Source organism: Cryobacterium sp. HLT2-28, from assembly GCF_004402495.1.
In the GTDB taxonomy this organism is placed as follows: domain Bacteria; phylum Actinomycetota; class Actinomycetes; order Actinomycetales; family Microbacteriaceae; genus Cryobacterium; species Cryobacterium mannosilyticum.
In genome coordinates this window covers 113,385-140,169 of the sequence record NZ_SOFH01000020.1, presented here as the reverse complement: position 1 = coordinate 140,169, position 26,785 = coordinate 113,385, and the positions used below count along the sequence as shown (strand labels likewise).

Here is a 26,785-nt window from a genome sequence, read left to right as displayed (position 1 = left end):
GGGTACGTCGTGAAACCAGCTCAGACCTCCGCCTTCTCGAAGCCCGCCCGCGGCAAGCCGGCCGGCAAACCCGGCACCGACGGGCCCCTCACCGACACGATCCTGAACCTCGGCCGGTTCCTCCGCCGGGGTGAGACCTCGCCCGACCTGCGCTCCCTGTTCCTGGAGGGCGGCCGCGACGCCGACAGCTTCTACCGAGACCGCTGGACCCACGACAAGGAGGTACGGTCCACCCACGGGGTGAACTGCACCGGCTCCTGCTCCTGGAAGGTGTACGTCAAAGACGGCATCATCACCTGGGAGACCCAGCAGACCGACTACCCGAGTGTCGGCCCTGACTCTCCGGAGTACGAGCCGAGGGGATGCCCGCGCGGCGCGGCCTTCAGCTGGTACACGTATTCCCCGACCCGGGTGAAGTACCCCTATGTGCGCGGTGTGCTGCTCGACCTCTACCGGGCCGCCAAGGCGAAGACCGGCGACCCCGTGCTCGCCTGGGCCGAGGTAACCGGCAATCCGGAGAGCGCCCGCGCCTACAAGAGCGCCCGTGGCAAGGGCGGCCTGGTCCGGGCGAGCTGGGACGAGGCGGCCGAGATCGTCGCCGCAGCCCACGTGCACACCATCAAGGCCTACGGCCCCGACCGGATCGCCGGCTTCTCGCCCATCCCGGCCATGTCGATCGTGTCGCAGGGGGTGGGCAACCGGTTCATCTCGATGCTCGGCGGCACCATGCTCTCCTTCTACGACTGGTACGCCGACCTGCCTGTCGCCAGTCCGCAGGTGTTCGGCGACCAGACCGACGTTCCGGAGTCCGCCGACTGGTGGAACTCGTCCTACCTGATCATGTGGGGCTCCAATGTGCCGGTCACCCGAACCCCCGACGCGCACTTCATGGTCGAGGCCCGCTATCGCGGCCAGAAGGTCATCACCGTCTCGCCCGACTACGCCGACAATTCCAAGTTCGCCGACGAGTGGCTCGCGGTGCACCCCGGAACCGACGGCGCACTCGCCCTGGCAATGGGCCACGTCGTGCTCACCGAGTTTCTCGTCGACCGGCGCACCCCCCGCTTCGTGGACTACATGAAGCGCTACAGCGACTCCGCCTACCTGATCAGTCTCACCCGGCGTGGCGACGCGTACGTGCCCGGCAAGTTCATGACCGCGGATGCCCTGCCCGCCACCGCATCGACCGTAGCCAGCGCCGCGTTCAAACCCGTGTTGCTCGACCAGGATGGCCGGGTGGTCGTGCCGAACGGGTCGATCGGACACCGCTTCTCCGAAACCGACGTCGGCAAGTGGAACCTCGACCTGGAGGGCGTGGACCCGCTCCTGTCCATCGCCGACGCGCCGGACTATGACCAGGCCTCCGTCGCCATCGACCTGCCCCGGTTCGATCTGGCGCCGGGCACCGACGAGGTCGGTGAGCAGCACGCAGGAGGAGCGGGCGTCATCCGTCGCGGCGTCCCCGTGCGGATGGTGGCCGGCCAGCTGGTCACCACCGTGTTCGACCTGCTCCTGGCCCAGTACGGCGTCGGCCGGCCCGGCCTGCCCGGGGAATGGCCGACCGGTTACGACGACGCCTCCTCGCCGGGCACCCCGGCCTGGCAGGAGGGCATCACCTCGGTGCCGATGCAGGCCGCCGAACGGATCGGCCGGGAATTCGCCCAGAACGCCGAAGACTCCGGCGGGCGTTCGATGATCCTGATGGGCGCGGGCACCAACCACTGGTTCCACTCCGACACCATCTACCGGGCCTTCCTCGCCCTCACCACGATGACCGGCTGCCAGGGTGTGAACGGCGGCGGCTGGGCCCATTACGTCGGCCAGGAGAAAGTGCGCCCGCTCACCGGCTACGGGCAGTACGCGTTCGGCCTGGACTGGGTGCGGCCGCCCCGCCAGATGATCGGCACCGGCTTCTTCTACCTGGCCACCGACCAGTGGCGCTACGACGGTCTCTCCGCCGACACCCTCGCCAGCCCGCTCGGCGCGGGAACCTTCGCCGGTCGTACGACGGCGGACTGCCTGGTCGAATCGACCAAGCGCGGCTGGATGCCCGGCTACCCCACCTTCAACCGCAACTCGCTCGACCTCGTCGACGAGGCGGAGACGGCCGGGGTCGACCCCGCCCAATACGTGGTCGAGTCGCTCGGCGACGGCAGCCTGGCGTACTCGGTCGAAGACCCGGACGCCCCGGAGAACTTCCCGCGGGTGCTCGTCGTGTGGCGGGCCAACGTGATCGGCTCCTCCGGTAAGGGCAACGAATACTTCCTCAAGCACCTGCTCGGCACGGACAGTGCGGTGCGGGCGCCGGAGTCCCCGCCCGAGAAGCGGCCGAAGACGATGAAATGGCACGAGACCGCGCCCGAGGGCAAACTCGACCTGATGGTCACCAGCGACTTCCGGATGACGTCGACCACCATCTTCAGCGATGTCGTGCTGCCGCCGGCCACCTGGTACGAGAAGAACGACCTCTCGACGACGGACATGCATCCGTTCATCCACTCCTTCAACCCGGCAATCACGCCGCCGTGGCAGGCGAAGACCGACTTCGACATCTTCCACATCCTCGCGCAGAAGATCTCCGAGTACTCGGTCGAGCACCTCGGTGTGCGGAAGGACATCGTGGCGGTGCCACTGCTGCACGACACCCCCGACGCGATGGCCACCCCGCACGGCGCCGTCGAATACGACCAGCCGCTCATCCCCGGCATCACGATGCCGAAGCTCGTCGTGGTGGAACGGGACTACCCGGCCTTCTTCGACCGGCTCGGCGCGCTCGGCCCGCTGACCGAGAAGCTCGGCATGGTCACCAAGGGCGTCAAGTTCAACCCCGACGTGGAGGTGGAGTACCTGGGCCGGAAGAACGGCCTCGTCGAGGGCGGCCCGACCGCGGGGCGGCCCCAGCTGAAGACCGCGATCCAGGCCTGCGAGATGGTGCTCGCCCTCTCCGGCACGACCAACGGCCGGCTCGGCACCCAGGGCTTCCGCCGGCTGGAGGAGCGCACCGGGATGAAGCTGGCGCACCTGGCCAGTGACAACGAGGGCCGCCGCTTCTCCTACCCGGATGTTCAGGGCGCGCCGGTCCCGGTGCTCACCTCCCCGGAGTGGTCGGGCAGCGAGCACGGCGGGCGCCGCTACAGCGCGTTCACGATCAACGTGGAACACCTCAAGCCCTGGCACACCCTCACCGGGCGGCAACACTTCTACCTCGACCACGACTGGATGATCGAATTGGGCGAGCAGCTGCCGATCTTCCGGCCGCCGCTGGACATGCACCGCCTGTTCGACGACTCGATCGTCGGCTCGACCGCCGCCACCGGCGCCGCCGGCTCGAAGGGCCGCGCCGAGGTCGCCGTGCGCTACCTCACCCCGCACTCGAAGTGGTCGATCCATTCCGAGTACCAGGACAACCTGATGATGCTCTCGCTCTCCCGCGGCGGCCCCACCATCTGGATGTCCCCGCTCGACGCCGACAAGATCGGCGTGCGCGACAACGAGTGGATCGAGTCCTACAACCGCAACGGCGTCGTCGTCGCCCGGGCGATCGTCTCGCACCGGATGCCGGAGGGCACCGTGTACATGTACCACGCCAAGGACCGCACGATCAACGTGCCGATCGCCGAGACGAGCGGGATGCGCGGCGGCACGAACAACTCGCTCACCCGGATCCTGCTCAAGCCGAGCCACCTGATCGGCGGCTACGCCCAGCTGTCCTTCGCCTTCAACTACCTCGGCCCGACCGGGAACCAACGCGACGAGGTCACCGTGATCCGTCGACGCAGCCAGGAGGTTGAGTACTAAATGCGCGTAATGGCTCAAATGTCGATGATCATGAATCTCGACAAGTGCATCGGCTGCCACACCTGCTCGGTGACCTGCAAGCAGGTCTGGACCAACCGCACCGGCGTCGAATACGTCTGGTTCAACAACGTGGAGACCAAGCCGGGCGTCGGCTACCCGCGTCGCTACGAGGACCAGGAGAAGTGGAAGGGCGGCTGGATTCGCAACAAGCGCGGCCGGCTGAAGCTGCGCTCCGGCGGCCGGTTGAAGCGCCTGGCCACCATCTTCAACAACCCGGACCTGCCCGTGATCGACGACTACTACGAGCCGTGGACCTACGACTACGACATGCTCACCAAGGCGCCGCTCAGCACCCAGAGCCCCGTGGCGCGCCCCAAGTCGCTGCTCACCGGCAAGAACATGGACATCAAGTGGTCGGGCAACTGGGACGACAACCTGGGTGGCTCGCAGGAGACCGCGGCCGATGACCCCATCCTCGCCACCATGAGCGAGCACGTGAAGATGGAGTTCGAGAACACCTTCATGTTCTACCTGCCGCGCATCTGCGAGCACTGCCTGAACCCCGCCTGCGTCGCGGCATGCCCCTCCGGCGCCATGTACAAGCGCGAGGAAGACGGCATCGTGCTCGTCGACGAGGACGGCTGCCGCGGCTGGCGGATGTGCGTCTCCGCCTGCCCGTACAAGAAGGTCTACTTCAACCACAAGACCGGCAAGGCCGAGAAGTGCACGCTCTGCTACCCGCTGATCGAGCAGGGCAAACCCACCATCTGCTCTGAGACCTGCGTCGGCCGACTGCGCTACCTCGGCCTGATGCTCTACGACGCCGACGCGGTCCTCGCGGCGGCCAGCATCGAGAACGATCAGGATCTGCTCGAGGCTCAGCGCGGAGTGTTCCTCGATCCGTTCGACCCGGAGGTCATCGCCGCGGCGAAGGCTGAGGGGATGGAGGACGACTGGATCCTCGCAGCCCAGAACAGCCCCATCTACAAGCTCATCTCCGAGTACAAGGTGGCCCTGCCGCTGCATCCGGAATACCGCACGATGCCGATGGTCTGGTACATCCCGCCGCTGTCGCCGGTCGTCGACGTGATCTCCACCACGAACAACGACGGCGAGGACGCCCGCACCCTCTTCGCCGCGATCGACAAGCTCCGCATCCCGGTCGAATACCTCGCGGGGCTGTTCTCGGCCGGCGATGTGGTGCCAGTGGAGTCGTCGCTTCGAAAGCTCGCCGCGATGCGCTCCTACATGCGCGACATCAACCTCGGCCGCGACCGCGACGAGTCGATTCCGGCGGCCGTCGGCATGACCGGCACCGAAATCGAGGCGATGTACCGGCTGCTCGCCATCGCGAAGTACGAGGACCGCTACGTCATCCCGAAGGCGCACGTCGAAACGGCCAGGGATCTCGAGGAACTCGCCTGCTCGCTCGACACCGAAGGCGGCCCCGGCATGGGTGGCCCCACCGCCGCCACGGCAGCGGGACCGTACGGGAAGACCCCGGGGATGCCCCTGAACGGAACAGTCGACAACTACAACGAGATGGTCGGCAAGGGCGGCGAACGCACGAAGCCGACCACTCCCGGCCGGGTGAACCTGCTCAACTGGACCGGTGGCGGCGTGCCGGAGGGCATGTTCCCGCCGATCGTTCCGCCCGCCGGGGCCACCGGGAGCCCCGCATGAGGCTCCCGAAGCTCCCGAAGCGCACGGTGGCTGCGATCGGACTGTCCGCGGAGGACGGCCGGATGGCGCACATGGCGGCATCCATTCTGCTCGACTACCCGACCGTGTCGCGCCGCGCGCGGTTCGCGACCGTCGCCGACTCGGTGAGGCTGCTGCCCGACCCGATCCGGCACGCCTTCGAGGCGTTCCTGGTTGCGACGGATGCGATGGGCCAGCAGGAACTGGAAATCCACTACACGGCCACCTTCGACCTCAAGCGCAAGTGCTGCCCGTACCTCAGCTACTACGCCGCCGGTGACACCCGGCGCCGGGGGATGGCCCTCGTTCGGTTCATCGAGGCCTACCGCGCGGCCGGCTGGGAGGTCGCGGCGGACGAACTGCCCGACTACCTGCCGATGGTGCTGGAGTTCTCCGCGCGCAGCGAGTCGCCGATCGCCCAGGAGCTGCTCGCCGCGCACCGGGACGGCATCGAGGTGCTCCGCTCGGCGCTCGAGGCGGTCGGGAGCCCGTACGCCCACGTGGTGGAGGCGGTGTCCCTGTCGCTCCCGACGATCGACGAGGAAACGCGCCAGCGCTACCTCACCCTCGTCAACGAGGGGCCGCCGACCGAGACGGTCGGCATGACCTTCCTCGGCAATCTCAAACCGTTCTCGCCGTCCGGCGCCTCCAGTGAGGAACTCAGGGTATGAATCCGATCGACTTCCTGCTCTGGGTGGCGTTCCCGTATGCGGCCATGGCGGTCTTCGTCGTCGGCCACATCTTCCGCTACCGGCACGACCAGTTCGGCTGGACCTCCCGGTCGAGCCAGACCTACGAGAACCGGCTGCTCCGCTGGGGATCGCCGATGTTCCACTACGGCATCCTGATGGTGCTCGGCGGACACGTCGTCGGCCTGCTCGTGCCGAAGGAGTGGCTGGAGTTCTTCGGCGTCACCGAGCAGATCTACCACCTCGGCGCCACCTGGCTCGGCAGTGTGGCGGCGGCGCTGACCCTGGCCGGCCTGGCCATCCTGATCTACCGCCGCCGGCTGAACTCGCGAGTGCTGCTGGCCACCACGGTGATGGACAAGATCATGTACCTGCTGCTCGGGGCCACGCTGCTGTTCGGCACGACCGCGACCGTGCTCTACCAGGTGCTGGGCGCCGGCTACGACTACCGGGGCACGATCTCGCCGTGGGTGCGCGGGCTGCTCTCGGCGCAGCCGGATCCCTCGCTGATGAGCGACGTGCCGTTCTTCTTCCAGTTGCACGTGCTGAGCGCGACCCTGCTGTTCATGCTGTGGCCGTTCACCCGGCTGGTGCACGTGTTCTCCGCGCCGCTGGCGTACTTCGTGCGGCCGTACATCGTCTACCGCTCCCGCGACCAGCACCGGGGATCGGGCTCCCGCAGGCCGCGCCGCGGCTGGGAGAAGAGCGAGCTGCCGGGGACCGGGCGGGAGCGCCAGGGCACCCGCCGGTGACGGTCCGCTCGCCGGTGCGGGGCGGGCCAGCAGCCTCCCGTTTCCCGGTCGTTCGCGGTTAGCAGAGCCTGTCCTTCGTGGACCATGGGGGCGAGGCTGCCTAGCATGAGTGTCGTGGGCGGCGCCGGACGGTGTCAGCCCGGACCTTCCAAGGAGTCTCAATGCTGGACACATTTTTCGGCCTGCCGACGCATCCGCTGATCGTGCACGCGACCGAGGTCGTCGTCCCCACCGCCGCCGTCGTGATCGTTCTCGCAGCGCTGTGGCCGCGATTCCGCCGGTGGGCCCGCTTTCTGCCGCTCGGCCTGGCGCTGGCGGCCGTTGTGCTCGTTCCGCTGTCCACCGAGTCGGGCCAGAGCCTCGAGGAGCGGGTCGCGGAAACACGGCTGGTGGAGACCCACGCCGATCTCGCCGAGGGTCTGCTGCCCTGGGTGATCGGCCTCGTCGTGGTCGCCGCGGTGCTGCTCTGGTGGACCTACCAGGAACGCAAGGAGAGCCGTTCGCCGCGCTGGATCGCCGTCGCCCTGATAGCGGCCGCGCTGGTCGCCTCCACGGGAACCACGATCCAGGCAATCCGAATCGGTCACAGCGGCGCCGCCGCCGTCTGGTCGGACAGCGTCGCACCCGGCTCCGGCGAGGGCTGACCTGCAGCCGGCTCCGTGCATAACTCCTGCAATTTGATCGGGCGGCGGACCACCGCACCCCTGAATTGCCGGGATGTCGGTGGACCTCGACCCGAATTGCAGGAGTTATGCGCGGGAGCGGCCTGGTTCTCGGCGGGCGGACGTCCTGAGTGAGAGGGATCTGTGGAGCTCGGGCCGAGGCGAAGGTCAGCCGGGGAACGGCGCCCCCGGGCGAGCGTAGTAGTGCCAGGCGAGCCAGGTGCAGAACACGCTGAACACGGTGACGGCGATGAAGAAGGCGGTGGGGCTGATCATGGTGAGCGAGATGCCCACGATGAAGGGACCGAAGGCCGCGATCGCGGAGGTCCAGGCGATGGCGCCGCCGGCCTGACGCTTGGGGAAGATCATCGGCATCTGCTTGAAGGTGCCGGCGTTCGCCAGGCCCGCGAAGAAGAAGATGGTGATCATTCCGGCGAGGAAGCCCCAGAACTGGTCGACGCTCGTCGGGTTCAGGAAGAAGGCCGTGACCGCCGTTCCGACGACCATGCCCGCCCCGCCGACGAAGGTGAAGATGGCGCCGCCCCATTTGTCGCAGAGCGGGCCGCTGGCGGCACGGACGAGGGCGCCGACGATCGGGCCGATGAACGCGAACGCGAGGGGGTTCGGGGCGTTCGGGAAGTCACCGTAGACGTTGAGGATGATCAGGCCCATCTGGGCGGCGAGCCCACTGTAGGCGCCGAAGCTCATCAGGTAGATGGCCGTCATGATCCAGGTGTGCTTGATCGTGAAGATGTCCATCTGTTCACGGAAATTGGCCGTGACGGGAACCCGACGCAGGAAGACCGCAGCCAGGACGACCGCGAGCAGCGCCCAGGGGATGAGCACCAGGCCGCCGTTGTGCAGCCAGACCAGGTCGCCGTCCGCGCTGCTCTGCGGAGTGAGTGCGGCGGTGCCGAGCAGTCCGAAGCCGACCACCCACGGCAGAATCAGCTGCATGAGTCCGATCCCGAAGTTTCCGAGACCGGCCTGCAGGCCGAGCGCGGTGCCGGTGAGGCGCTTGGGGAAGAAGTAGCTTGTGGACGCCATGAATCCAGAGAAGGTGCCACCGCCGATCCCGGCGGCGAACGCCAGGGCGAGCAGCACCCAGTAGGGCGTCGTGGTGTCGCGGGCGGCGAGGGTCCAGCCGAGCATGGGCAGCACGAGCAGCGCCGACGACATGGCCACGAGCGCGCGCGTGCCCATGATCGGCGGGAGGAACATGAACACCAGGCGCAGGAGCCCGCCAGCCAGTCCGGGGATGGCGACAAGCCAGTACAGCTGTCCCGGGGCGAGCGTGTAGCCGATGTCATTGAGGCGAGGTGCGATCGCGCTGACCAGGTACCAGGTGGCGAAGCTCAGGGTGAGGCTGAAGGTGGTGATCCAGAGGGTGCGCCAGGCGAGCCGGGAATCCCAGGTTTCTTCATGCTCCGGATCCCAGTTGGACAGGTCCGGGTTGAGCTTCGAGGCGACGAGTGCGGAAGAGGCGGCTGACATGTGCTTCCTTGGCCTGGGTGTGCGGTCGGGCGCCTGTGCGGCCCGCGTCCTACCACCCTGACCGTGCACGCGGCTCGTGACAACGAGGGAACACCGTGAAAAATCGGCACTTCGCGCTCGGCCCGATTGGCGGCCGCCGCCCGAGCGTCAGCCGCCGGCGAAGGGCGGAAGCACGTCGACGGTGTCGGTCGCAGAGAGGGTGACCGCGTCATCCGTCGCCCGGGTCCCGTTGACCAGGAGTGAGCAGAGTCCGAGGATGCGGGTGAACTCGGCCCCGAACTGCGTGCCGAGCAGGTTGCGCAGTTCGCCGATCGTGCCGGCGTCGATCGCGGCGCCGTCGCAGGCGGCGGCCTCGGCGGCGCCGGCGAAGAACCGCACGGTGGCCATCAGCGACCGTCCTGAGGGTGGTCTTCGCCCCAGGCCAGGGCCAGCCCGCTCGCCAGGGCGGCGGCGCGTTCGATGTCCGCGGCGGTGCCGCCGTTCCGGGCGGCGGCGAGCCCGACCAGGAAGGTGCTCAACGGTGCCGCCGGCCGGGCCACACCGTGGGCCACATCACGGGCCAGGTCGAGCAGCAGGCCGACGGGAATGTCGGCCGGGTCGAGGTCGAGGGCGGCGGCGAGAGCGGCCAGCCAGTCGTCGAGGGCTTCCGGCGGAAGCGGTGGCTGCGTGCTCATGGGATGAAACTCCTCGGTGGGTTGCTCCGCGACGGGTTCAGGAGCGCGGTGCTCTCCCGAACATCCTGCCACGTGTCCACGTCACGCCCGGCCTGACCTGGGTCACGGATGCCGCGCAGCGAGAACCCGGAGAGCAACTGTCGCACGCTCGCGCCCCGCGCTTCGCCGCCGAGCCGCCGCACGCTCTGCCGGAGCGCCTCGGCACGGTAGATCCCGGCGAGCCACTGTTCCCGGCCGTCCGCGTCGACGAGGTGGAACCCGTCGGGTTGCGGCGAACCGGGCGCCTTGTCGGCGACCGCCGCGACCAGCAGCCGAGCGGCATCCGTCGCCCAGGGCAGGTCGCAGGCGAGCACGAGCAGCCAGGGGCTGCCGGCCGGGCCCGGATTCCCCTCGGCGGCCCGGTCGGGCGTTGTCTGGTCGGGCGCGGCCTGGTCGGGCGTGGCCTGGTCGGGCGTGGCCTGGTTCAGCGCGGCCAGGTCGAGCGCGGCGAGCCCGGCGACGATGCCGGCGACCGGCCCGCCGAACGGCGGATCCTCAAGCGCCCAGATCAGTGGCACCGGCTGCGGGCCCGCAGCGTCGCGCGCGGCATCCGGCCCGACGACGACGACGCGGCGGGCGAGCGCGCGGGCGTCCAGCACCCGGGCGAGCAGGCTGCGGCCGGCCACCTCGACGGCCGGCTTGAACGTGCCGCCGAGCCGGCTGCCGCGGCCGCCGGCGAGCACGATCAAGTCGACGGCCGGCGCGGCGTTCTCTGACTGCGGGGCGGGGTTCGGCACGGTCAGCCGTCGCTGCGATGCCAGTCGCCCGACTTGCCGCCGGTCTTGGTGATCAGGCGCACGTTCTCGATCAGCACCGACTTGTCCAGGCCCTTGACCATGTCGACGACGGCCAGCGCGGCGATGGAGACCGCGGTCAGCGCTTCCATCTCCACGCCGGTGCGGTCGGCGGTGCGCACGGTGGCGATCACCCGCACTCCCTCGTCCTCGATCGCGAGGTCGACGGCGGCGCCGTGCACGCCGATGACGTGGGCGAGAGGGAGCAGGTCGGCGCATTTCTTGGCGCCCTGGATGCCGGCGATCCGGGCCACCGCGAGCACGTCACCCTTTGGGGTGCTGCCGTCGCGGAGCGCGGCGACGACCTTCGGGCCGCAGCGCACGAACCCGGCCGCGGTGGCGCTGCGCACGGTGGGCTGCTTGTCGGTGACGTCCACCATCCGGGCCTGGCCGGCCGAGTCGAGGTGGGTGAAGGGCTGCGGGGTCACGGGAGTTGTGGGCACAGCAACAGCATGACAGTCAGGAGGTCACCCTCGTCAATCCGGGTCACGTCCTCCGGAACGAGGGCGAGCCCGGTGGCCTGGCCGAGACCGGCCACCAGGTGGGAGCCGGAGCCCCCGGCCGCCGCGGGGCGCACCCGGGAGTCCGGGCCCGTGCGCTCGACGGTCACCGGCATGTACTGCGCGCGCCCCGGCGGCGAGTTCCAGCCGGTGGCGGCGGAGGCGGTGATCGTGGGCCGGTGCAATTCGGTGTGGCCGGCCAGCCGGCGCAGGGCCGGCCGCACGAACACCTCGAACGACACGTAGGCGCTGACCGGGTTGCCGGGGAGCGCGAAGATGACCGGTCCGGGGGCTCCGTCGTCGCCGGCCGGCCAGCGGCCGAATCCCTGCGGCTTGCCCGGCTGCATCCTGACCGGGCCGAACGTCATGCTGGGCAGCGGAGCGAGCACGGCCTTGACCACGTCGTAGGCTCCCACGCTGACCCCGCCGGAGAGCACGATGGCATCGACGGTGTCGGCGAGGGTGGCCAGCAGGTCGCGGAGGGTGTTCTCGTCGTCGGGCACCGCCCCGATCCGGATCGGCACAGCCCCGGCCTCGGCCACAGCGGCGGCGAGGAGGTAGGAGTTCGAGTCGGGGATCTGGCCGCGCCGGGGCAGATCGCCCGGGGTGACCAGCTCGCTGCCGGTCGAGATCACGGCGACCCGCGGGGCCGGATGCGCGAGCAGCGATGATCGCCCGGCGCTGGCGGCGGCGGCGATCCGGGTCGGCCAGAGCACCGAACCGGCGGTGAGCACGGTGTCGCCTGCCTGGGCGTCCTCACCGGTGCGACGGATGTGCGCAGCCGGCTCGGGCGCGCGCAGCACGGTGGCGAAGTAGAGACCGCCCCGGTCGGTGTCTTCGATCGGCACCACGGCGTCAGCGCCGTCGGGCAGCGGCGCGCCGGTCATGATCCGGGCGGCCTGGCCCGGTTCCAGGACCGGGTTCTCGCTCGTGCCGGCGGCGAGGTCGGCGATCACCTGCAGGGTGACCGGGTTGTCCTCTGAGGCGTCCAGCAGGTCGTCCCGGCGCACGGCGTACCCGTCCATGGCCGAATTGTCGAACGGGGGCGTTGCTGTCGCACTCCGGATGTCCTCGGCCAGCACCAGCCCGCGCGCCGCGTCGAGCGAGGCCAACTCCGGTGCCAGCGGGGTGGCCACCGCGAGAACGGCGGCCAGGTGCTCGGCCACGGTCTCGGCGTCGACCGGGGCGGCGCAGGCATCCGCCGCGTGGCGGTCATCGTGCCCGTGCGCCTTCCGGTGACCGTGCGCTTTACCGTTGCCGTGTATCGTCCCGTTGTCGGGCACCGGTCAGCTCCCGGCCGGGCGGTCGTCGGCCGCGGCCCACTTGCTGCCCTCGCCGGGCGCGTCGCCGGCGGCCACCGCGGCGTCCCAGGCGACGATCCCGCCGGCGAGCAGGGACAGCCCGGTGAAACCGGCCCGGTGCAGGGCGAGCGCCGCGGCCTCGGCGCGCGAGCCCTGGTGGCAGTGCAGCACGAGCGGCACGTCCGTCGGCAGGGTCGTGCGGCCTTCCGCGGTGAGGAGACGCCCCAGGGGCAGCAGCACGGCGCCGGGCACCGCGCTCTCGGCGTGCTCGTCGGGTTCCCGCACGTCGACGACGAGGAACGGGGCGCCGCCCGCGTCCCGCCCGGCCAGGCGGGCGGCGAGCTCGGTCGCGGTGAGCAGCAGCCAGTCCGGGACCGGCTCCGGGGTGGCCGGGGCCGGCCGGGGGTCGGCTGCTGCGACGCCGGTGCCGATCAGTGGAACCTCGCTGAAACGCCCTGAGAGGGCGTCGATCACCAGGATGCGCCCGATCAGAGGGGTGCCGATCCCGGCGATGAGTTTGATCGCCTCGGTGGCCATCAGCGAGCCGACCTGGCCGCAGAGGGCGCCGAGCACTCCGGCCTCGGCGCAGTTGGGCACCTCGCCGTCGGCGGGAGGGTTGGGGAACAGGTCGCGCAGGTGCACCCCGACCAGGCCGCTGCCCTTCGGGGGTGTGGCCCAGAACACCGACAACTGGGCGTCGAAGCGCAGCACGGACGCCCAGACCAGCGGCAGTCCGAGCGCGGCGCAGACGTCGTTGACCAGGAACCGGGTCGGGAAGTTGTCGGTGCCGTCGATGACCACGTCGTAGCCGCCGATGATCGCCTCCGCGTTGTCCGCGGTGAGCCGTTCGGCGTGCTGCACCACGGTCGCCTCCGGCGCGATCGCCGCGATCGACTCCGCCGCGCTGACCACCTTCGGCCGGCCGATGTCCTGCGTCCCGTGCACGATCTGCCGCTGCAGGTTGCTGGGCTCCACGTCGTCGCTGTCGACGATGCCGATGGTGCCGACCCCCGCGGCGGCCAGGTAGACCAGGGCGGGGGAGCCGAGACCCCCGGCGCCGAGCACGAGCACCCTCGCGTTGGCGAGGCGGCGCTGGCCGAGCTCGTTCAACTGGGGGAGACGGCGTTGCCGGGCGGTGCGAGCGGATTCGGCGGCGCTGAGCTGCGCGACGGGCTCGACGAGAGGGGAAAGGGCCATGCCCCAACGCTAGGCGCAGATACGGGGGATGAGATCCGGATTCGGGAATCACCTTGAATTCTCAGGCTCTTTGTAGTCGAGTGGAAGGGCACCAACTAGAGAGTCCATGCAGTCTCGCGTGGCCGAAGAGGCCGCGTTTCGAGGTAAATCGACAAGGAACTAGGAAGGTACTTTCATGACGGGGAACAGAGCAGTTGCCTACAAGAGCCCGGGTCACGTCGAGGTCATCGACATCGACTATCCGGGCTTCGAACTGAAGGACGGGCCGGGCGTGAACCCGGCGAACGTCGGCAGGAAGGTTCCGCACGGCGTCATCCTCCGCACGGTCACCACCAACATCTGCGGCTCGGACCAGCACATGGTGCGCGGCCGCACGACCGCACCGATGGACCTCGTCCTCGGGCACGAGATCACCGGTGAGGTGGTCGAGGCCGGGCCCGACGTCGAGTTCATCAAGGTCGGGGACATCGTCTCGGTGCCGTTCAACATCTCCTGCGGGCGATGTCGGAACTGCAAGGAGCGCAAGACCGGGATCTGCCTCAACGTCAACCCCGACCGCCCGGGCAGCGCCTACGGCTACGTCGACATGGGCGGCTGGGTCGGCGGACAGGCCGAGTACGTGCTCGTGCCGTACGCGGACTGGAACCTGCTGAAGTTCCCGGACCGCGACCAGGCGCTGGAGAAGATCATGGACCTGACCATGCTCTCCGACATCTTCCCCACCGGCTACCACGGAGCGGTGAGTGCGGGCGTCGGAACGGGGTCGACGGTCTATGTCGCCGGGGCAGGGCCGGTCGGCCTCGCTGCCGCGGCATCCGCCCACCTGCTGGGTGCCGCCGTCGTCATCGTCGGTGACCTCAACGAGGAGCGGCTGGCCCAGGCCCGCAGCTTCGGCTGCGAGACGATTGACCTTCGCAAGGGTGAGCCGCAGGATCAGATCGAGCAGATTCTCGGGGTTCCCGAGGTTGACGCCGGCGTGGATGCGGTCGGTTTCGAGGCGCGCGGCCACGGCCAGAGCGCGGGCGAGGAACGGCCGGCGACGGTGCTGAACTCGCTGATGACGGTCACGGCCGCCGGTGGTGCCATGGGCATCCCCGGGCTGTACGTCACCGGTGACCCGGGCGGGGTCGACGACGCGGCGAAGATCGGCGCCCTGTCGCTCCGGCTGGGACTCGGCTGGGCCAAGTCGCTGTCGTTCACCACGGGGCAGTGCCCGGTGATGAAGTACAACCGGCAGCTGATGATGGCGATCCTGCACGACAAGGTGCAGATCGCGAAGGCGGTCAACGCCCGGGCGATCACGCTCGAGGATGCCCCGCGCGGGTATGCCGAATTCGACGCCGGCGCGGCCACGAAGTATGTCCTCAACCCGAACGGCTACGTGAAGTAGGCGGCGCCGTCTGGCGTGGGTCGAGCCTGCCAGGACAGGCAGGTTCGACCCACGCCCTTTCCTGGCTGCCGCGGCCTATCCTTCCCAGCCGCCGCGATTAGTGTGGAGACATGACCGGCGCCGAACTCCAGGACCCCGTCCCCAGGTTCTATCGCTCCCTGGCGGACCTCCCCGAGGTGACCACCCCGCCCACCGGCCTGGTCACCGACACGATGAACCGGCCGCTGCACGACCTGCGCATCTCCGTCACCGACCGCTGCAACTTCCGTTGCGTCTACTGCATGCCGAAGGAGGTCTTCGGCAAGGACTTCGCCTTCATGGAACGCGACGAGCTGCTCTCCTTCGAGGAGATGACCCGGCTGGCCAGGATCAGTGTCGCCCACGGAGTGGAGAAGATCCGCCTCACCGGCGGTGAGCCGCTGCTCCGCAAGGGCCTCGAGGAACTCGTCGCCATGCTCGCCGCCCTCCGCACCCCCGACGGCCGGCCCATCGACATCGCGCTGACCACGAACGGATCGGCGCTCGCCGTGAAGGCGCAGGCGCTGAAGGATGCCGGGCTCACCCGGGTCACCGTGTCGCTCGATTCGCTCGACGACGCCACCTTCCGAGCGATGAACGACGTGAACTTCCCGGTCGCGAAGATCCTGCACGGGATCGACGTCGCCCACGAGGCCGGGCTCGGCCCGATCAAGATCAACATGGTGGTCAAGCGCGGCCAGAACGAGCACGACATCGTGGCCATGGCCCGGCACTTCCAGGGCACGCCGTACATCCTCCGGTTCATCGAGTTCATGGACGTGGGCTCGAGCAACGGCTGGGAGATGGGCGCCGTGGTGCCCTCCCGCGAGGTGATCGACCTGATCAACGCCGAGCTGCCCCTGGACGAGGTGGCCCCGAACTACGACGGCGAGACCTCGAGGCGCTGGCGGTACCGCGACGGGAGCGGCGAGATCGGCGTCATCTCCAGCGTCACCCAGTCGTTCTGCCAGTCCTGTTCCCGGGCGAGGGTCTCCACCGACGGCAAGCTGTTCACCTGCCTGTTCGCGACCGAGGGGCACGACCTGCGCGCCCTGATGCGCGGCGGCTGCACCGACGAACAGCTCGCCACCGTGATGGCGCAGATCTGGCGGGAACGCACCGACCGGTACTCGCAGCTGCGCAGCGCGAAGACGATTCAGCTTCGGGCCGCCGGCAAGAAGAAGATCGAGATGTCCTACATCGGTGGCTAGGAATCGACCGGCGGCACGACGAAGAAGGGGCAACGACTGATGAGCAGGATCACCGCAAGACGCAAGGTCGTCCGCCTGACCGTCGGGCACCCGCCCACCACCCGCGAAGACGTGCTCGCCGTCGAGGAGCCGCTGGAGATCCGGGTGAACGGCCGTTCCCTGGCCGTGACCATGCGCACCCCGGGCAACGACTACGACCTGGCGGCCGGCTTCCTCGTCTCGGAGGGTGTCATCACCCGGGGCGAGCACTTCGTCACCGCCCGGTACTGCGCCGGCGCCACCGACGAGGGCCTCAACACCTACAACGTGCTCGACGTCTCCCTCGCGCCCGGGGTCAGGCCCCCCGACCCGAGCCTGGAACGGACGTTCCTCACCACCAGCTCCTGCGGCCTCTGCGGCAAGGCGAGCATCGATGCCGTGCGCACCAAATCCTCCTTCCCGGTAATGGATGACCCGGTGCGGGTCGACGCGGAACTGCTCGCCTCGTTCCCCGACCGGTTGCGCACCCGGCAGGCCGTGTTCGAGAAGACCGGCGGACTCCACGCCGCCGCGCTGTTCGACGGCGTCACCGGAGAGATGCTCGTGCTGCGCGAAGACGTCGGCCGGCACAACGCGGTGGACAAGGTGATCGGCTGGGCGTTGAAGGAGAACCTGCTCCCGTTGACCGGCACGGTGCTGATGGTGTCGAGCCGGGCCAGCTTCGAACTGGCCCAGAAGGCGATGATGGCCGGCATCCCGGTGCTTGCCGCAGTCTCGGCGCCGTCGTCGCTGGCGGCCGAGTTCGCGGCCGAGGTGGGCATGACGCTCATCGGATTCCTCCGCGGCAACTCGATGGTGATCTACGCCGGGGCCGAGCGGATCGTCGAGGGCGCCCGGGCCGAGGCTCAGCGCACGACGGTGTAACGTTCCTGGACCATGCCGCCGCCGATCGGCGCGACTCCCAGGGTCTCGAGCTGGACATCCGCCGGAAGCGCTCCGAACAACGAAATGCCCTCGCCCAGCAGCACGGGCACCCGAGTGATCACGAGGTCGTCGATGAGGCCCGCCGCGAGGCAGGACTGGATGACCCGGCCGCCGTCGATGTATACGCGGTCGGCACCCGCGGCGGTGAGGGCGGCGATCGCCTCGGGGAGGTTGCGCACCACCGTGACCCGGTCGTCGAGCGCGTCGAGGGTGCTGCTGAGCACGATCACCTTCATCCGGGTGTACGGCCATGGATCGAATGCCGCCACTGTTTCATAGGTTCCGCGGCCCATCAGCAGGTGGTCGATCGTGGCCGTGAACTCGGTGTAGCCGCCGTCGCCGGTGGGTCCCGGCCGGTCGGTGAGCCAGTCGAGGCTTCCGTCCGGCCGGGCGATGTAGCCGTCGACGCTCGTCGCGATGAAGACGTGGCCGGTCCAGGGGCGTTGCTCGGTCATCGGCGACACCTCAGCTCAGCTGCGGCACGCCGGCCGGCTCGTGCGCGATGAACCGCACGGCCATCGCCTTGTAGCCGGGGGTGTTCGACTCCCGGGCCACGAGCTCCCGGTGCATCAGGGCGTTCGCCTCGGGGAAGTAGGCCGCCGCGCAGCCTCGCGGGGTCGGGTAGACCACCAGGCGGAACTCGTTCGCCCGGCGTTCCTCGCCCCGGAATGTGCTGATCACGTCGACCAGGTCGCGGTCCGTGAACCCCAGCTCGGTGAGGTCGTCCTCGTGGATCAGGATGACCCGGCGGCCGCCCGAGATGCCGCGGTAGCGGTCGTCCAGGCCGTAGAAGGTGGTGTTGTACTGGTCGTGGCTGCGGATGGTCTGCAGGATCAGGTGCCCGGGCGGCGGGGTCAGGTACTCGAGCGGGCTGACCGTGAACCGGGCCCGGCCGATGTCGGTGGCGAAGCTGCGGGTGTCGCGCGGAGGATTGGGCAGCACGAAACCGTTCTTCGTCTTGAGCCGCCTGTTGAAATCGGAGAAGCCCGGGATCACCCGGGAGATGCGGTCACGGATGACGTCGTAGTCCTCGGCCATGGCCTTCCAATCGATCACGTGGTCATCGCCGAGGGTGGCGCTGGCCATCCGGGCCACGATGACCGGCTCGGCGAGCAGGTGCTCGGAGACCGGGTCGAGGCGCCCCTGCGTGGTGCGCACCACCGACATCGAGTCTTCGACCGAGAGCACCTGGCGGCCGCCGGGATGCTTGTCATCGGTGTCCGTGCGGCCGAGCGTCGGCAGGATCAGCGAGGTCTTGCCGTGCATGATGTGCGACCGGTTGGGCTTGGTCGACACGTGCACGGTCAGGCCGACCCGCTGCATCGCGGCCTCGAGGGCCTCGGTGTCGGAGCAGGCAAGGGCGAAATTGCCGCCCATGGAGACGAACACGTCGATGTCGTCGTTCTCGAAGGCCTCGACCGTGTCGACGGAGTCAAGACCGTGCGCCCGCGGGGACTGGATGCCGAACTCAGCATCCAGCGCGGCCAGCATCGACTCCTTCGGCTTCTCCCAGATGCCCATCGTGCGGTCGCCCTGCACATTGGAGTGTCCGCGCACCGGGCAGGCGCCCGCGCCGGGCTTGCCGAAGTTGCCCTGCAGCAGGAGCAGGTTGATGATCTCCTTGAGCGTGTTCACCGAGTGGGGCTGCTGGGTGAGGCCGAGCGCCCAGCAGATGATGGTGGCCTTCGAGTCGACCAGGAGGCGGGCGACCGTGGCGATCTGCAGCCGGGACAGCCCCGTCGCCTTCTCGGTCTCGTCCCAGTCGATCACCTTGCGGGCTGCCCGGTACTCGTCCAGGCCCGCGGTGTTGGCTTCGACGAACGCGTGATCGACGACGGAGCCGGGCACGCGCTCCTCCTCCTCGAGCAGCAGGTGGCCGAGCGCCTGGAACAGGGCCAGGTCGCCGCCGACCTTGATCTGCAGGTATTCGTCGGCGAGGGCGGTGCCGTCGCCGATCAGGCCCGACACCGACTGGGGGTCCTTGAAGTTGAACAGCCCCGCCTCCGGCAGCGGGTTGACGGCGACGATCCTGCCGCCGTTGTCCTTGCATTCCTTGAGGGCGGACAGCATCCGTGGGTGGTTGGTGCCGGGGTTCTGGCCGACGACGAGGATCAGCTGGGCGTTATGGATGTCGTCCAGGGAGACGGTGCCCTTTCCGATGCCGATCGTGGGGTTCAATGCCGAACCCGACGATTCGTGGCACATATTGGAGCAGTCCGGCAGGTTGTTCGTGCCGATCGAGCGGGCGAACAACTGGTAGAGGAACGCCGATTCGTTGGCGGTGCGACCGGAGGTGTAGAACACGGTGCGGTCCGGCGTCGTCGCCCGGATCTCTTCGCCGATCAGCTCGAACGCGTCGTTCCAGGTGATCTGCGAGTAGTGCGTGTCACCGGGACGGATGACCACCGGATGCGTGATCCGGCCCTGATTGCCGAGCCAGTACTCGGTCTTCGTGGCCAGTTCCGCGATCGAATGCTCGGCCCAGAAAGCGGGCGTCACGGTGCGCACGGTGCTCTCCTCGGCGACGGCCTTGGCGCCGTTCTCGCAGAACTCCGCCGTCTTGCGGTGGCCCTGCGACTCCGGCCACGCACAGCCGGGGCAGTCCGTGCCGTCGCGCTGGTTCAACCGCAGCAGCGCGCGGGCGGTGCGGGTGACGCCGGCCTGGGCAATCCCGCGCTCGAGCGCGACCGCCACAGCCTCGAGCCCGGCCGCGGACTTCTTCGGCTTCTTGACGCGCAGGTTGCTCTCGTTGATGTCTTCGATCGGTGCACGACGTGTCATGCATCCATCCTGCCCCCTGTGACCGCCAAGTAAACCCGTCGGCGGAGTCTCGGCTGATTCCCAGCCGATATCTGATTGCTGGTCAGGCCAATAGCGTTGAATCGACCGGGAGCGGATTCCCCACCGGCAATCCGAGGAGTTTCCCGTTCCGAAGTATCATCGGCAGCACCAGACCGCATCCGACGCCAGCCCGCCCCGACGACAGACCGCCCCGACGACAGGGAGAACACCCCGTGGGAACCCATACGACCCTGGACACCATGCGCCAGACGCGTTCGATCCTGGACGGCATCCGGGCCGCCGACGACCTGACCGTCGCCGCGAGCAGGGACGGCGGCGTGCGGGCCGTTCGCCTGCTCGCCCAGGCCGCGGTCGACCCGGGCGACCAGCTCACCGCGATCGCGGCGATGCACTCGCTCGCCCAGGTCTTCGACGAGTCGGCGGACGATGTGCTGGTCACCCTGCTGGGCCATGACACCCTGTTCATCCGCGAGCACACGGCCTGGGCCTTCGGTGCCCGCCTGCCCCGCCTCGACGCCATCTCCGGGCTCGTGGCCATGGTCGTCGCCGGCGGATTCCCCGGGATGATCGCCCAGCGCACCCTGGAACAGTGGGCGTCGTCGGTGCCGGAGCACGTCGGGCTCGCCCTCGAGGGTGCCCTGGTCGGCGTCGTCGAACCCGGGGCACGGTCCCGTCTGGTCGAGACGATCGGCCTCGTCACCGGCCGCATCCCGGAGCGCCTGCTGCGCCGCGTCGCCGTCGACCCGGCCGAGCCGACCGAGGTGCGTGTCGCCGCGATCGCCGCCCTCGGCGACCTCGGCCCGAACGACGCCAACACCGCGATCGTCACCGAGCTTGCCCGGGGCGACGACGTGCTGGCCGAGGTGGCCAGGCTCGCCCTGGTCGACCTGACCGTGCCGAACTATCCGCGCGCGCCGTGGAGCCAGGGGGCCACCATCGCCCAGCTTTTCCTGCACGCCGACATCGACCGTGACCTCAGCCAGGTCGGCGCCGGCGACAACGGCGGCATCGCGACCCTGCTCGTGCGCCTCGGCGACGCCCTCGTCGCCGGCCCGACGCCGGGGGAGCACGCCTTCCTGTCCGGCGGCGAGGATGCTCCGAGGGAGCAGCGGGTCGAACGGGTGCTCACACTCTCCCGGGGCGGTTTCGCCGACGCCCTGGACTGCCTCTCCGAGGTCAGCTCGACCCTGGCCGGGCACGCCTTCGCGACCGTCCCGTTCCTTGGCGAACCGGTCGCCTCGGTCGATGCCTGGCCGCGCCGGATCGCCACCCAGCGCGGCATCCGGCGCATCCTCCGCGCAGCGGGAACGGTCGATGCGATCCACCTGAGGATGGCCGATGTCGGCACTCTCGCCGCTTCCACGGTCGCCCGCGAACTGGACATCCCCATCGTGTTCACGGTGGCACCCGACCCGCACAGCGTCATCCACTCGCTGGATGCGACCGGCACCCTGACCCGCGCGAACTTCGGCACCGTGGACGAGGCCGAGCACTTCTGGTTCCGGGTGCGGCTGGTGCAGCGGCTGGCAGCGGATGCCGCGCACACCGTGCTCTTCCCCCGGCCCGACCTGCGGCGCGACATGCGCGAGCTCGTCGGAATCGACATCCGGCAGCACCCGGAACGCCACTCGGTGATCGCGGAGGGAATCGACCTGGCCGTGATCGAGCGTTCCCTCGCGGACGCGACGGCGTCCCTCGACGGGTCCGCCGCCGTTGACCCGGATCGGCTGAACGCGGCCGGCGCGGTGGCGTTCGTCGAGCTCGACGACCTGCTGGCGGCCCTCCCGCCCGAGCGACGCGGGCTGCCGCTCGCCGTCACGGTGGGCCGGCTGCACCGGGTCAAGGGCATGGCCGCGCTCGTCGAGGCCTGGTCGGCGGACCCGGCACTGTCCGCGGCCTGCAACCTGCTCATCGTCGGCGGGGACCTTCGCACGCCGTCGGCCGACGAGCGCGCACAACTGGACCGGATGGCCGCGGCCGTTCCGCTCGACGGGGCCATCGAACGTGGACTGCTGCTCGCCGGGCACCGCAATAACGACACCGTGGCCCGCTGGCTCGCGGCCGCGCGCACCGGCCGGCCCGGCCTGGCCGGCCCGAACGGCGTCTATGTCTGCGCCAGCGTGAAGGAGGAGTTCGGGATCGCCCTGCTCGAAGCACTGGCCACCGGCCTCCCCGTGGTCGCGCCGCACTCGGGGGGGCCGGCCACCTACGTGGAGGAGGGAGTGACAGGCTTCCTCGTGGACACCGGCAACCCGACCGCGCTGGCCGGCGGGATCGCCGCTGCCCTCACGGTCGCCGCCGGCCCGTCCGGACCGGAGTTCGCCGACCGTGCCCGCGAGATGGTGGCACGAGGTTTCACGATCCAGGCCATGGCGTCCACCCTGGCCGCCGTCTACCGGGAGGTCGCCGTCACCGACGGGCCGAACGCCTGGGCGATGAGCCTCTCCTGATGAGGAACCACACGTGATGAGGAACCAGACCTGATGAGGAACCTGACATGACCCTGCTGATCATCAGCCCCGACTACGCCTCCCACCTCTTCCCCCTGGCCACTCTCGGCACCGCCTGGCAGCAGGCCGGTGAACGCGTCGTCGTGGCCAGCGGACCGGCCACGGCCGACATCGTGCGGGCGTTCGGTTTCGAACGGGTCAACCTGCAACTGGGCCGGGGCTCCAACCCGGGCACGATCCGGGCCGAGCAGCAGCCGAGCGGCGAAGACGACGCCCTCCGCGGGTTCTTCGCCGCGACCCGCCGCGGCATGGTGGAGACGCTCCTGTTCCAGGCCGAGGCGCGCAGCAACGACCTGCTCTGGAACCCGGTCGAGGTTGCCCGGGAGGTGCAGCGGATCGTCGCCGAGGTGCAGCCCGACCAGGTGATCGTCGACCACCTCGCGTTCAGTGCGAGGCTCGCGCTGCAGAGTGCGGGCATCCGTCACGCCGACGTCGTGCTCGGGCACCCGTCCGCGCTGCCGGTCGGCGACGAGGTCTACGGCTACCCGCCGGAATGGCCGGTGGCGTTCCGGCCCGGCCCGGCCGCGCTGGAGGCCCTGCACCTGGCCTGCGACGAGGTGAGTGCCGCGTTCACGGCCCAGTGGAACGCGGCCCTGTTCAGCCTGGACCCGGCGGCGATGCCCAGCCGCGACGCCTTCATGGAGGCGGGCGATGTGCTCCTGCTCAACTACCCGGCCGAACTGCACGACCCGGCGCGAACCGCCCTGCTGCCCCCGCACGCCTTCCTCGGCTCCGCGGTGCGCGAGGAGGCCGCCGACGACGAGGCCGACCGGTGGCTGGCCGCCGCCGACCGGCCGGTCGTCTACGTGAGCTTCGGCAGCTTCCTCTCGGTGCGCGGCGACGTGCTCGCCCGGGTGGCGGAGGCGCTGCGCGGGCTCGACGTGCGGGTTGCCATCGCCACCGGCGCGACAGACCCGGCCGAACTCGGGCCGATCCCCGGTTCCTGGCTGGTGCGCGGGTTCCTGCCCCAGGTCACCCTGCTCCGCCACGCGGCACTCACCGTCACCCACGGAGGCAACAACAGCGTCACCGAGGCGATGACCGCCGGGGTTCCGCTGCTGGTGCTTCCGTTCTCGACCGACCAGTTCACCGGTGCAGCCGCCCTGGAGAGGGCCGGTTTCGGGCTGTCCCTCGACCCGAACGCTGTGACGGCCGACGAGTTGCGAGTGGCGGCCGAGGCCCTGCTCGCGCTCGACGGCGCGGCCAGGCTGCGCCTGGACCGGCTGCGGGCCTCCCTCGCCGACGGCGAGGGCCCGCGCCGCGCCCGTGCGGCGCTGCTGGCCGTTCCCGTGGTCGGTTAGGCGCTTCGGTGCCGCGCCCCGGTCCGACGTCGCTCGGCTCAGACGTCGCTCGGCTCAGACGTCGATGGCGTAGACCAGGGACTCCTGCACCATGCCGAACCATTCGTAGACGTCCCGCAGGAACGGGGCGTCCTCGTCCTCTCGCTGCGGCCGGCCGTCCGGCCCGATGTCGAGACGCTCGGCCAGCGTCAACCGCAGGTCGGTGAGGGTGCGCAGCCAGGACTGCACGTCGGGCGGGTCAAGCACGATCGTCAGCGGGGCGTCGTCCGGCAAGTCGTGGAGCAGCGCCTCGTCCGGTTCGTCGGAGATCGGGTCGAGCGGCTCCTCGCCCAGGGTCGCCAGGACCACCTTCGCATTGAGCACCTTGCGGTCGAGGAGATCGCCGGCGGTGAACCGGCGGAACTCCGCCGCGGCCTCAGGGTCGTCCAGGTAGGCATCCGGCAGCAGCCGTTTCAGGGCCGGGTCGGCGGCCGTGCCTGGCGCGTGGGCATCGGCGGCCTCCAAAAGTTCCACCAGCTGGCTGGTGGCGAGTCGGAGCAGCCCCACCTCGACCAATTCGAAGTGCGCGGACACGCGACCTTCCGCGGACGGCTCGAATTGCATCACGAGTCGGCCCTGGCCAGCGTCGCCCACAGGCCGTAGCCGTGCATGGCCTCGACGTGGCGTTCCATGGCCTCACGGTTGCCGGTGGCGACCACGGCCCGGCCGGTGTTGTGCACCTGCAGCATGAGGCGCTCCGCCTCCTCGGCGGTGACGCCGAAGTAGCTGCGGAAGACGTAGGCGACGTAGGACATCAGGTTCACCGGGTCGTCCCAGACGATCGTGATCCACGGACGATCCAGTGACACCGTCTCCTGCAGATCGGGGCGTTCGACAGTCTTCGGCACCCCTCAAGGCTCCCACGACGGGCACCGGAATTCCACCGGGTCCGACGCGGTCGTCCTCCGCAGGGTCCTTGCCCGGTCAGGGCGCGTGGTGCGGGCGGCCGGCCGCGTGCCCGAGCGCGGTGACGACGAGGGTGATCGCCGCCGACAGGGCGACCCCCCAGCCGATGTGCGTCATCAGCAGCAGCGCGCCGACCGCGGCGCCGGCGCCGATCAGCACGATCGCGGCGAGCCGGCGGAACCAGGGCTGGCCCTTGCCGCCGCCGAGCCGGGAGTCGGCGGCGAAGCCCGTGATGGTCGACGTGACGACCACCGTGGTCACGTCCTTCACCCCGATGTGGCGGGCGATCGACGCCTGCAGGCCCATCACCGCGGCGAGGAAGCCGGTTATCACGAGGTCGAAGGGTGCCGGCGGGCGGCCACCGCCGAGGAACAGGGCGATCGAGAGGGCGGCCATCACCAGTCCCTGCAGGCCGAAGAGCACACTGGCGTGCGTCGTCCAGCCGATCGCGACCGGGCGCAGCACCCGCCCGCCGACGGCGGCGCCGAGCATGAACGTGAACAGCGCCAGCAGCGGGCCGGCGACCGGCAGGTTGTTCGCCCCGGCCAGAGCCATGCCGAGGATCACGACGTTGCCGGTCATGTTGCCGGTGAACACCCGGTCCAGGCCGAGGTAGCCCACGGCATCCGCCACGCCGGTGGAGAAGGTGAGTGCGAGCATGAGCCCCAGGTGCAGGTTCGCGGGGTGGCGGCGGAGTGTCTCGAGCACGGGATCCTTCGGGTACGGTGACGGCCGGGTGGGCGGTGGCGGGCGCGGAAACCCCATGATTCCATGGATGCCGCGCGGGAGTCACCGATCGGGCGGATGCCCGGGCGTCCCGCCGGTCTCCCGTTCGACGCCGGCGTTGATGTCCACGTCGATGTTCACGTCGATGTCGGCGCCGGTCTCCAGGTCGCCGCATTCCACCGGCACGGCCTGGTGCGCGAGCAGGTAGGGCCTGGCTCCGGTGTCCCCGCTGACCGAGGCGATCAGGCCGGCCCAATGCGCGCGCCCGATCACGACCGGATGCCCCGGTCTCCCCTCGAAACAGGCCCGCCTCAGGGTGTCGGGACCGAGCGCTGCCGGACCGAGCGCTGCCGGGCCGATCAGCCGCCGGACGGTGGCCTCGCCCAGCCCGGGCACGTCGACCGGGACGACCGCCACGGCGAGCGGACCGGGGCCGAGCGCCGCCGCCGCCCGCAGCCCCGCCCTGAGTGACGCGGAGAGCCCGTCGGCCCAGTCCTCGGCCCGGGTGACCACCAGCTCGCCCGGATGGTGGTCGCCGAGCAGCGCCTCCGCTGCGTCGGCGCCGGCCCCGAGCACGACGATCACCGGGTGGCAGCCGGCGGCGGCCAGGGTATGCACGGCCCTGACCAGCCAGGACGTGCCCTCAGGGGTCGTGGCGAGCGCCTTTGGGCGACCGTAGCGGGAGCCGGCGCCGGCCGCGAGCACGAGACCGGCAACCGGGGGAGCGAGGGGCATCATGCCTGCCATCGTAGGGCGGCCTGCCCGTCGCCTGCCCGGACCGCGTCCGGACCGCGTCCGGACGACCGTGGCAGACTGGGGTCATGCCTGAGCGCACGCTGATCCTGTTGCGGCACGCCAAGTCCGACTGGTCGGGTGACGAGGCCGACGTCGACCGCCCCCTGAACGGTCGGGGCCGCCACCAGGCGCCGCGCGCCGGGAAGTGGCTGGCCCGCAGCATCCCGGGCATCGACCTCGCCGTCGTCTCGTCGGCGAACCGGGCGCGCAGCACCTGGGAACTGGCCTCGGCGGAACTCGACGCCGTGCCGCCGACCCTGGTGGACGACCGCGCGTATGCCGCCTCGGCCGGGCAACTGCTCGGCGTGCTGCGCGAGCTCCCCGACGACGCCGGCACCGTCGTGCTGGTCGGCCACAACCCGGGGATCGAGAACCTCGCCGCGCTGCTGACCGGGGAATCCGTTCCGATGCCGACCTCGGCCATCGCGGTGATCGGCCTGGCCGGGCCGTGGTCGGACGCCGGTCGTACCCCGGCGGTGCTGCGCGCCTCGGGCAGACCCCCGGCGGACTAGAGTCGGCACCA

At 70.1% G+C, this 26,785-nt stretch carries 24 protein-coding genes; 11 read left to right on the top strand and 13 right to left on the bottom strand.

Translation table 11 applies throughout. The annotated features are described in order from the left end of the window. Positions 1-9 precede the first annotated feature (9 nt). From E3O48_RS09995 to E3O48_RS09975, 5 genes are all read left to right on the top strand, one after another. Positions 10-3,798, top strand: a complete 3,789-nt coding sequence (locus tag E3O48_RS09995) for a nitrate reductase subunit alpha (protein ID WP_134538480.1) — start codon at positions 10-12, stop codon at positions 3,796-3,798. Further along, positions 3,799-5,481 carry a nitrate reductase subunit beta gene (gene narH / locus E3O48_RS09990; RefSeq protein WP_134538478.1) on the top strand — a complete coding sequence of 561 codons (1,683 nt, stop codon included), beginning with the start codon at positions 3,799-3,801 and terminating at the stop codon, positions 5,479-5,481. It begins immediately after the preceding gene. Next, positions 5,478-6,170 (top strand): nitrate reductase molybdenum cofactor assembly chaperone, encoded by a 693-nt coding sequence (gene narJ / locus E3O48_RS09985; RefSeq protein ID WP_134538476.1) that lies wholly within the window; start codon positions 5,478-5,480, stop codon positions 6,168-6,170. Before narH ends, narJ begins: the two co-directional genes overlap by 4 nt. After that, positions 6,167-6,940 (top strand): respiratory nitrate reductase subunit gamma, encoded by a 774-nt coding sequence (gene narI / locus E3O48_RS09980; RefSeq protein ID WP_134538474.1) that lies wholly within the window; start codon positions 6,167-6,169, stop codon positions 6,938-6,940. The genes narJ and narI overlap by 4 nt, the downstream gene beginning before the upstream one ends. Positions 6,941-7,101: 161 nt before the next feature. Beyond that, a complete protein-coding gene (locus E3O48_RS09975; RefSeq protein WP_134538472.1) occupies positions 7,102-7,584 on the top strand; it encodes a DUF2231 domain-containing protein in 483 nt (160 codons plus the stop codon). 186 nt (positions 7,585-7,770) lie between these two features. On the opposite strand, the gene E3O48_RS09970 is transcribed toward E3O48_RS09975, so the two are convergent. The 7 genes from E3O48_RS09970 to E3O48_RS09940 all read right to left on the bottom strand — a co-directional run bounded on the left by E3O48_RS09970 (position 7,771) and on the right by E3O48_RS09940 (position 13,601). Then, a complete protein-coding gene (locus E3O48_RS09970) occupies positions 7,771-9,096 on the bottom strand; it encodes an MFS transporter (protein WP_134538470.1) in 1,326 nt (441 codons plus the stop codon). Positions 9,097-9,243: 147 nt separating this feature from the next. After that, complete coding sequence (locus E3O48_RS09965) at positions 9,244-9,483, bottom strand: MoaD/ThiS family protein (protein ID WP_134538469.1); 240 nt, start codon at positions 9,481-9,483, stop codon at positions 9,244-9,246. Further along, the gene (locus E3O48_RS09960) at positions 9,483-9,770 is read right to left on the bottom strand and encodes a DUF6457 domain-containing protein (protein ID WP_134538467.1); all 288 of its coding nucleotides are present in this window, start codon (positions 9,768-9,770) and stop codon (positions 9,483-9,485) included. Before E3O48_RS09960 ends, E3O48_RS09965 begins: the two co-directional genes overlap by 1 nt. After that, positions 9,767-10,546: a molybdenum cofactor guanylyltransferase gene (locus E3O48_RS09955; protein ID WP_198413049.1), complete on the bottom strand. Its 780-nt coding sequence runs from the start codon at positions 10,544-10,546 to the stop codon at positions 9,767-9,769. The genes E3O48_RS09960 and E3O48_RS09955 overlap by 4 nt, the downstream gene beginning before the upstream one ends. A 2-nt stretch (positions 10,547-10,548) precedes the next feature. Continuing rightward, complete coding sequence (gene moaC, locus E3O48_RS09950; protein ID WP_255453755.1) at positions 10,549-11,046, bottom strand: cyclic pyranopterin monophosphate synthase MoaC; 498 nt, start codon at positions 11,044-11,046, stop codon at positions 10,549-10,551. Beyond that, positions 11,028-12,386 carry a gephyrin-like molybdotransferase Glp gene (gene glp / locus E3O48_RS09945; protein ID WP_241982488.1) on the bottom strand — a complete coding sequence of 453 codons (1,359 nt, stop codon included), beginning with the start codon at positions 12,384-12,386 and terminating at the stop codon, positions 11,028-11,030. Before glp ends, moaC begins: the two co-directional genes overlap by 19 nt. Before the next feature lie 3 nt (positions 12,387-12,389). Next, positions 12,390-13,601, bottom strand: coding sequence for a ThiF family adenylyltransferase (locus E3O48_RS09940; RefSeq protein WP_134538463.1), 1,212 nt, complete (start codon positions 13,599-13,601; stop codon positions 12,390-12,392). A gap of 175 nt (positions 13,602-13,776) precedes the next feature. Between E3O48_RS09940 and fdhA the strand changes: the two genes are divergently transcribed. The 3 genes from fdhA (at position 13,777) to fdhD (ending at position 17,123) form a co-directional block, all read left to right on the top strand. Next, the gene (gene fdhA, locus E3O48_RS09935) at positions 13,777-14,991 is read left to right on the top strand and encodes a formaldehyde dehydrogenase, glutathione-independent (protein ID WP_134538461.1); all 1,215 of its coding nucleotides are present in this window, start codon (positions 13,777-13,779) and stop codon (positions 14,989-14,991) included. 212 nt (positions 14,992-15,203) lie between these two features. Beyond that, complete coding sequence (gene moaA / locus E3O48_RS09930) at positions 15,204-16,220, top strand: GTP 3',8-cyclase MoaA (RefSeq protein ID WP_370249709.1); 1,017 nt, start codon at positions 15,204-15,206, stop codon at positions 16,218-16,220. A 39-nt stretch (positions 16,221-16,259) separates the two neighbouring features. Continuing rightward, a complete protein-coding gene (gene fdhD, locus E3O48_RS09925; RefSeq protein WP_134538457.1) occupies positions 16,260-17,123 on the top strand; it encodes a formate dehydrogenase accessory sulfurtransferase FdhD in 864 nt (287 codons plus the stop codon). Here fdhD and E3O48_RS09920 read toward each other — a convergent pair. Beyond that, positions 17,105-17,638: a dihydrofolate reductase family protein gene (locus tag E3O48_RS09920; protein WP_134538455.1), complete on the bottom strand. Its 534-nt coding sequence runs from the start codon at positions 17,636-17,638 to the stop codon at positions 17,105-17,107. The two genes, fdhD and E3O48_RS09920, sit on opposite strands and share 19 nt — an antisense overlap. Before the next feature lie 10 nt (positions 17,639-17,648). Then, a complete protein-coding gene (locus tag E3O48_RS09915; RefSeq protein ID WP_134538453.1) occupies positions 17,649-19,964 on the bottom strand; it encodes an FdhF/YdeP family oxidoreductase in 2,316 nt (771 codons plus the stop codon). Positions 19,965-20,197: 233 nt separating this feature from the next. Here E3O48_RS09915 and E3O48_RS09910 point away from each other — a divergent pair, with 233 nt between their 5' ends. Next, positions 20,198-22,435, top strand: coding sequence for a glycosyltransferase (locus E3O48_RS09910; protein ID WP_134538452.1), 2,238 nt, complete (start codon positions 20,198-20,200; stop codon positions 22,433-22,435). Between the two features lie 47 nt (positions 22,436-22,482). Beyond that, positions 22,483-23,796: a glycosyltransferase gene (locus E3O48_RS09905; protein ID WP_134538450.1), complete on the top strand. Its 1,314-nt coding sequence runs from the start codon at positions 22,483-22,485 to the stop codon at positions 23,794-23,796. A 54-nt stretch (positions 23,797-23,850) separates the two neighbouring features. Here E3O48_RS09905 and E3O48_RS09900 read toward each other — a convergent pair whose 3' ends face one another. The 4 genes from E3O48_RS09900 to E3O48_RS09885 form a co-directional block, all read right to left on the bottom strand. After that, positions 23,851-24,369 carry a DUF2017 family protein gene (locus E3O48_RS09900; RefSeq protein ID WP_166788668.1) on the bottom strand — a complete coding sequence of 173 codons (519 nt, stop codon included), beginning with the start codon at positions 24,367-24,369 and terminating at the stop codon, positions 23,851-23,853. Positions 24,370-24,398: 29 nt separating this feature from the next. Then, a complete protein-coding gene (gene clpS, locus E3O48_RS09895) occupies positions 24,399-24,683 on the bottom strand; it encodes an ATP-dependent Clp protease adapter ClpS (RefSeq protein ID WP_241974927.1) in 285 nt (94 codons plus the stop codon). A 76-nt stretch (positions 24,684-24,759) separates the two neighbouring features. After that, positions 24,760-25,449, bottom strand: a complete 690-nt coding sequence (locus E3O48_RS09890) for a YoaK family protein (protein WP_338145199.1) — start codon at positions 25,447-25,449, stop codon at positions 24,760-24,762. 81 nt (positions 25,450-25,530) lie between these two features. Further along, a complete protein-coding gene (locus tag E3O48_RS09885; RefSeq protein WP_370249678.1) occupies positions 25,531-26,205 on the bottom strand; it encodes an NTP transferase domain-containing protein in 675 nt (224 codons plus the stop codon). 83 nt (positions 26,206-26,288) lie between these two features. Here E3O48_RS09885 and E3O48_RS09880 point away from each other — a divergent pair, with 83 nt between their 5' ends. After that, a complete protein-coding gene (locus tag E3O48_RS09880) occupies positions 26,289-26,774 on the top strand; it encodes a histidine phosphatase family protein (RefSeq protein ID WP_174774785.1) in 486 nt (161 codons plus the stop codon). Positions 26,775-26,785 lie beyond the last annotated feature (11 nt).

Excerpts from the sequence above, each read along its gene's own strand:
- E3O48_RS09905 (WP_134538450.1), top strand. The coding sequence starts at position 22,483 with ATGACCCTGCTGATCATCAGCCCCGACTACGCCTCCCACCTCTTCCCC.
- E3O48_RS09965 (WP_134538469.1), bottom strand. The coding sequence starts at position 9,483 with ATGGCCACCGTGCGGTTCTTCGCCGGCGCCGCCGAGGCCGCCGCCTGC.
- narJ (WP_134538476.1), top strand. The coding sequence starts at position 5,478 with ATGAGGCTCCCGAAGCTCCCGAAGCGCACGGTGGCTGCGATCGGACTG.
- E3O48_RS09880 (WP_174774785.1), top strand. The coding sequence starts at position 26,289 with ATGCCTGAGCGCACGCTGATCCTGTTGCGGCACGCCAAGTCCGACTGG.
- E3O48_RS09885 (WP_370249678.1), bottom strand. The coding sequence starts at position 26,205 with ATGATGCCCCTCGCTCCCCCGGTTGCCGGTCTCGTGCTCGCGGCCGGC.
- narI (WP_134538474.1), top strand. The coding sequence starts at position 6,167 with ATGAATCCGATCGACTTCCTGCTCTGGGTGGCGTTCCCGTATGCGGCC.
- fdhD (WP_134538457.1), top strand. The coding sequence starts at position 16,260 with ATGAGCAGGATCACCGCAAGACGCAAGGTCGTCCGCCTGACCGTCGGG.
- E3O48_RS09970 (WP_134538470.1), bottom strand. The coding sequence starts at position 9,096 with ATGTCAGCCGCCTCTTCCGCACTCGTCGCCTCGAAGCTCAACCCGGAC.
- E3O48_RS09915 (WP_134538453.1), bottom strand. The coding sequence starts at position 19,964 with ATGACACGTCGTGCACCGATCGAAGACATCAACGAGAGCAACCTGCGC.
- E3O48_RS09960 (WP_134538467.1), bottom strand. The coding sequence starts at position 9,770 with ATGAGCACGCAGCCACCGCTTCCGCCGGAAGCCCTCGACGACTGGCTG.
- narH (WP_134538478.1), top strand. The coding sequence starts at position 3,799 with ATGCGCGTAATGGCTCAAATGTCGATGATCATGAATCTCGACAAGTGC.
- E3O48_RS09920 (WP_134538455.1), bottom strand. The coding sequence starts at position 17,638 with ATGACCGAGCAACGCCCCTGGACCGGCCACGTCTTCATCGCGACGAGC.
- moaA (WP_370249709.1), top strand. The coding sequence starts at position 15,204 with ATGAACCGGCCGCTGCACGACCTGCGCATCTCCGTCACCGACCGCTGC.
- fdhA (WP_134538461.1), top strand. The coding sequence starts at position 13,777 with ATGACGGGGAACAGAGCAGTTGCCTACAAGAGCCCGGGTCACGTCGAG.
- E3O48_RS09975 (WP_134538472.1), top strand. The coding sequence starts at position 7,102 with ATGCTGGACACATTTTTCGGCCTGCCGACGCATCCGCTGATCGTGCAC.
- E3O48_RS09940 (WP_134538463.1), bottom strand. The coding sequence starts at position 13,601 with ATGGCCCTTTCCCCTCTCGTCGAGCCCGTCGCGCAGCTCAGCGCCGCC.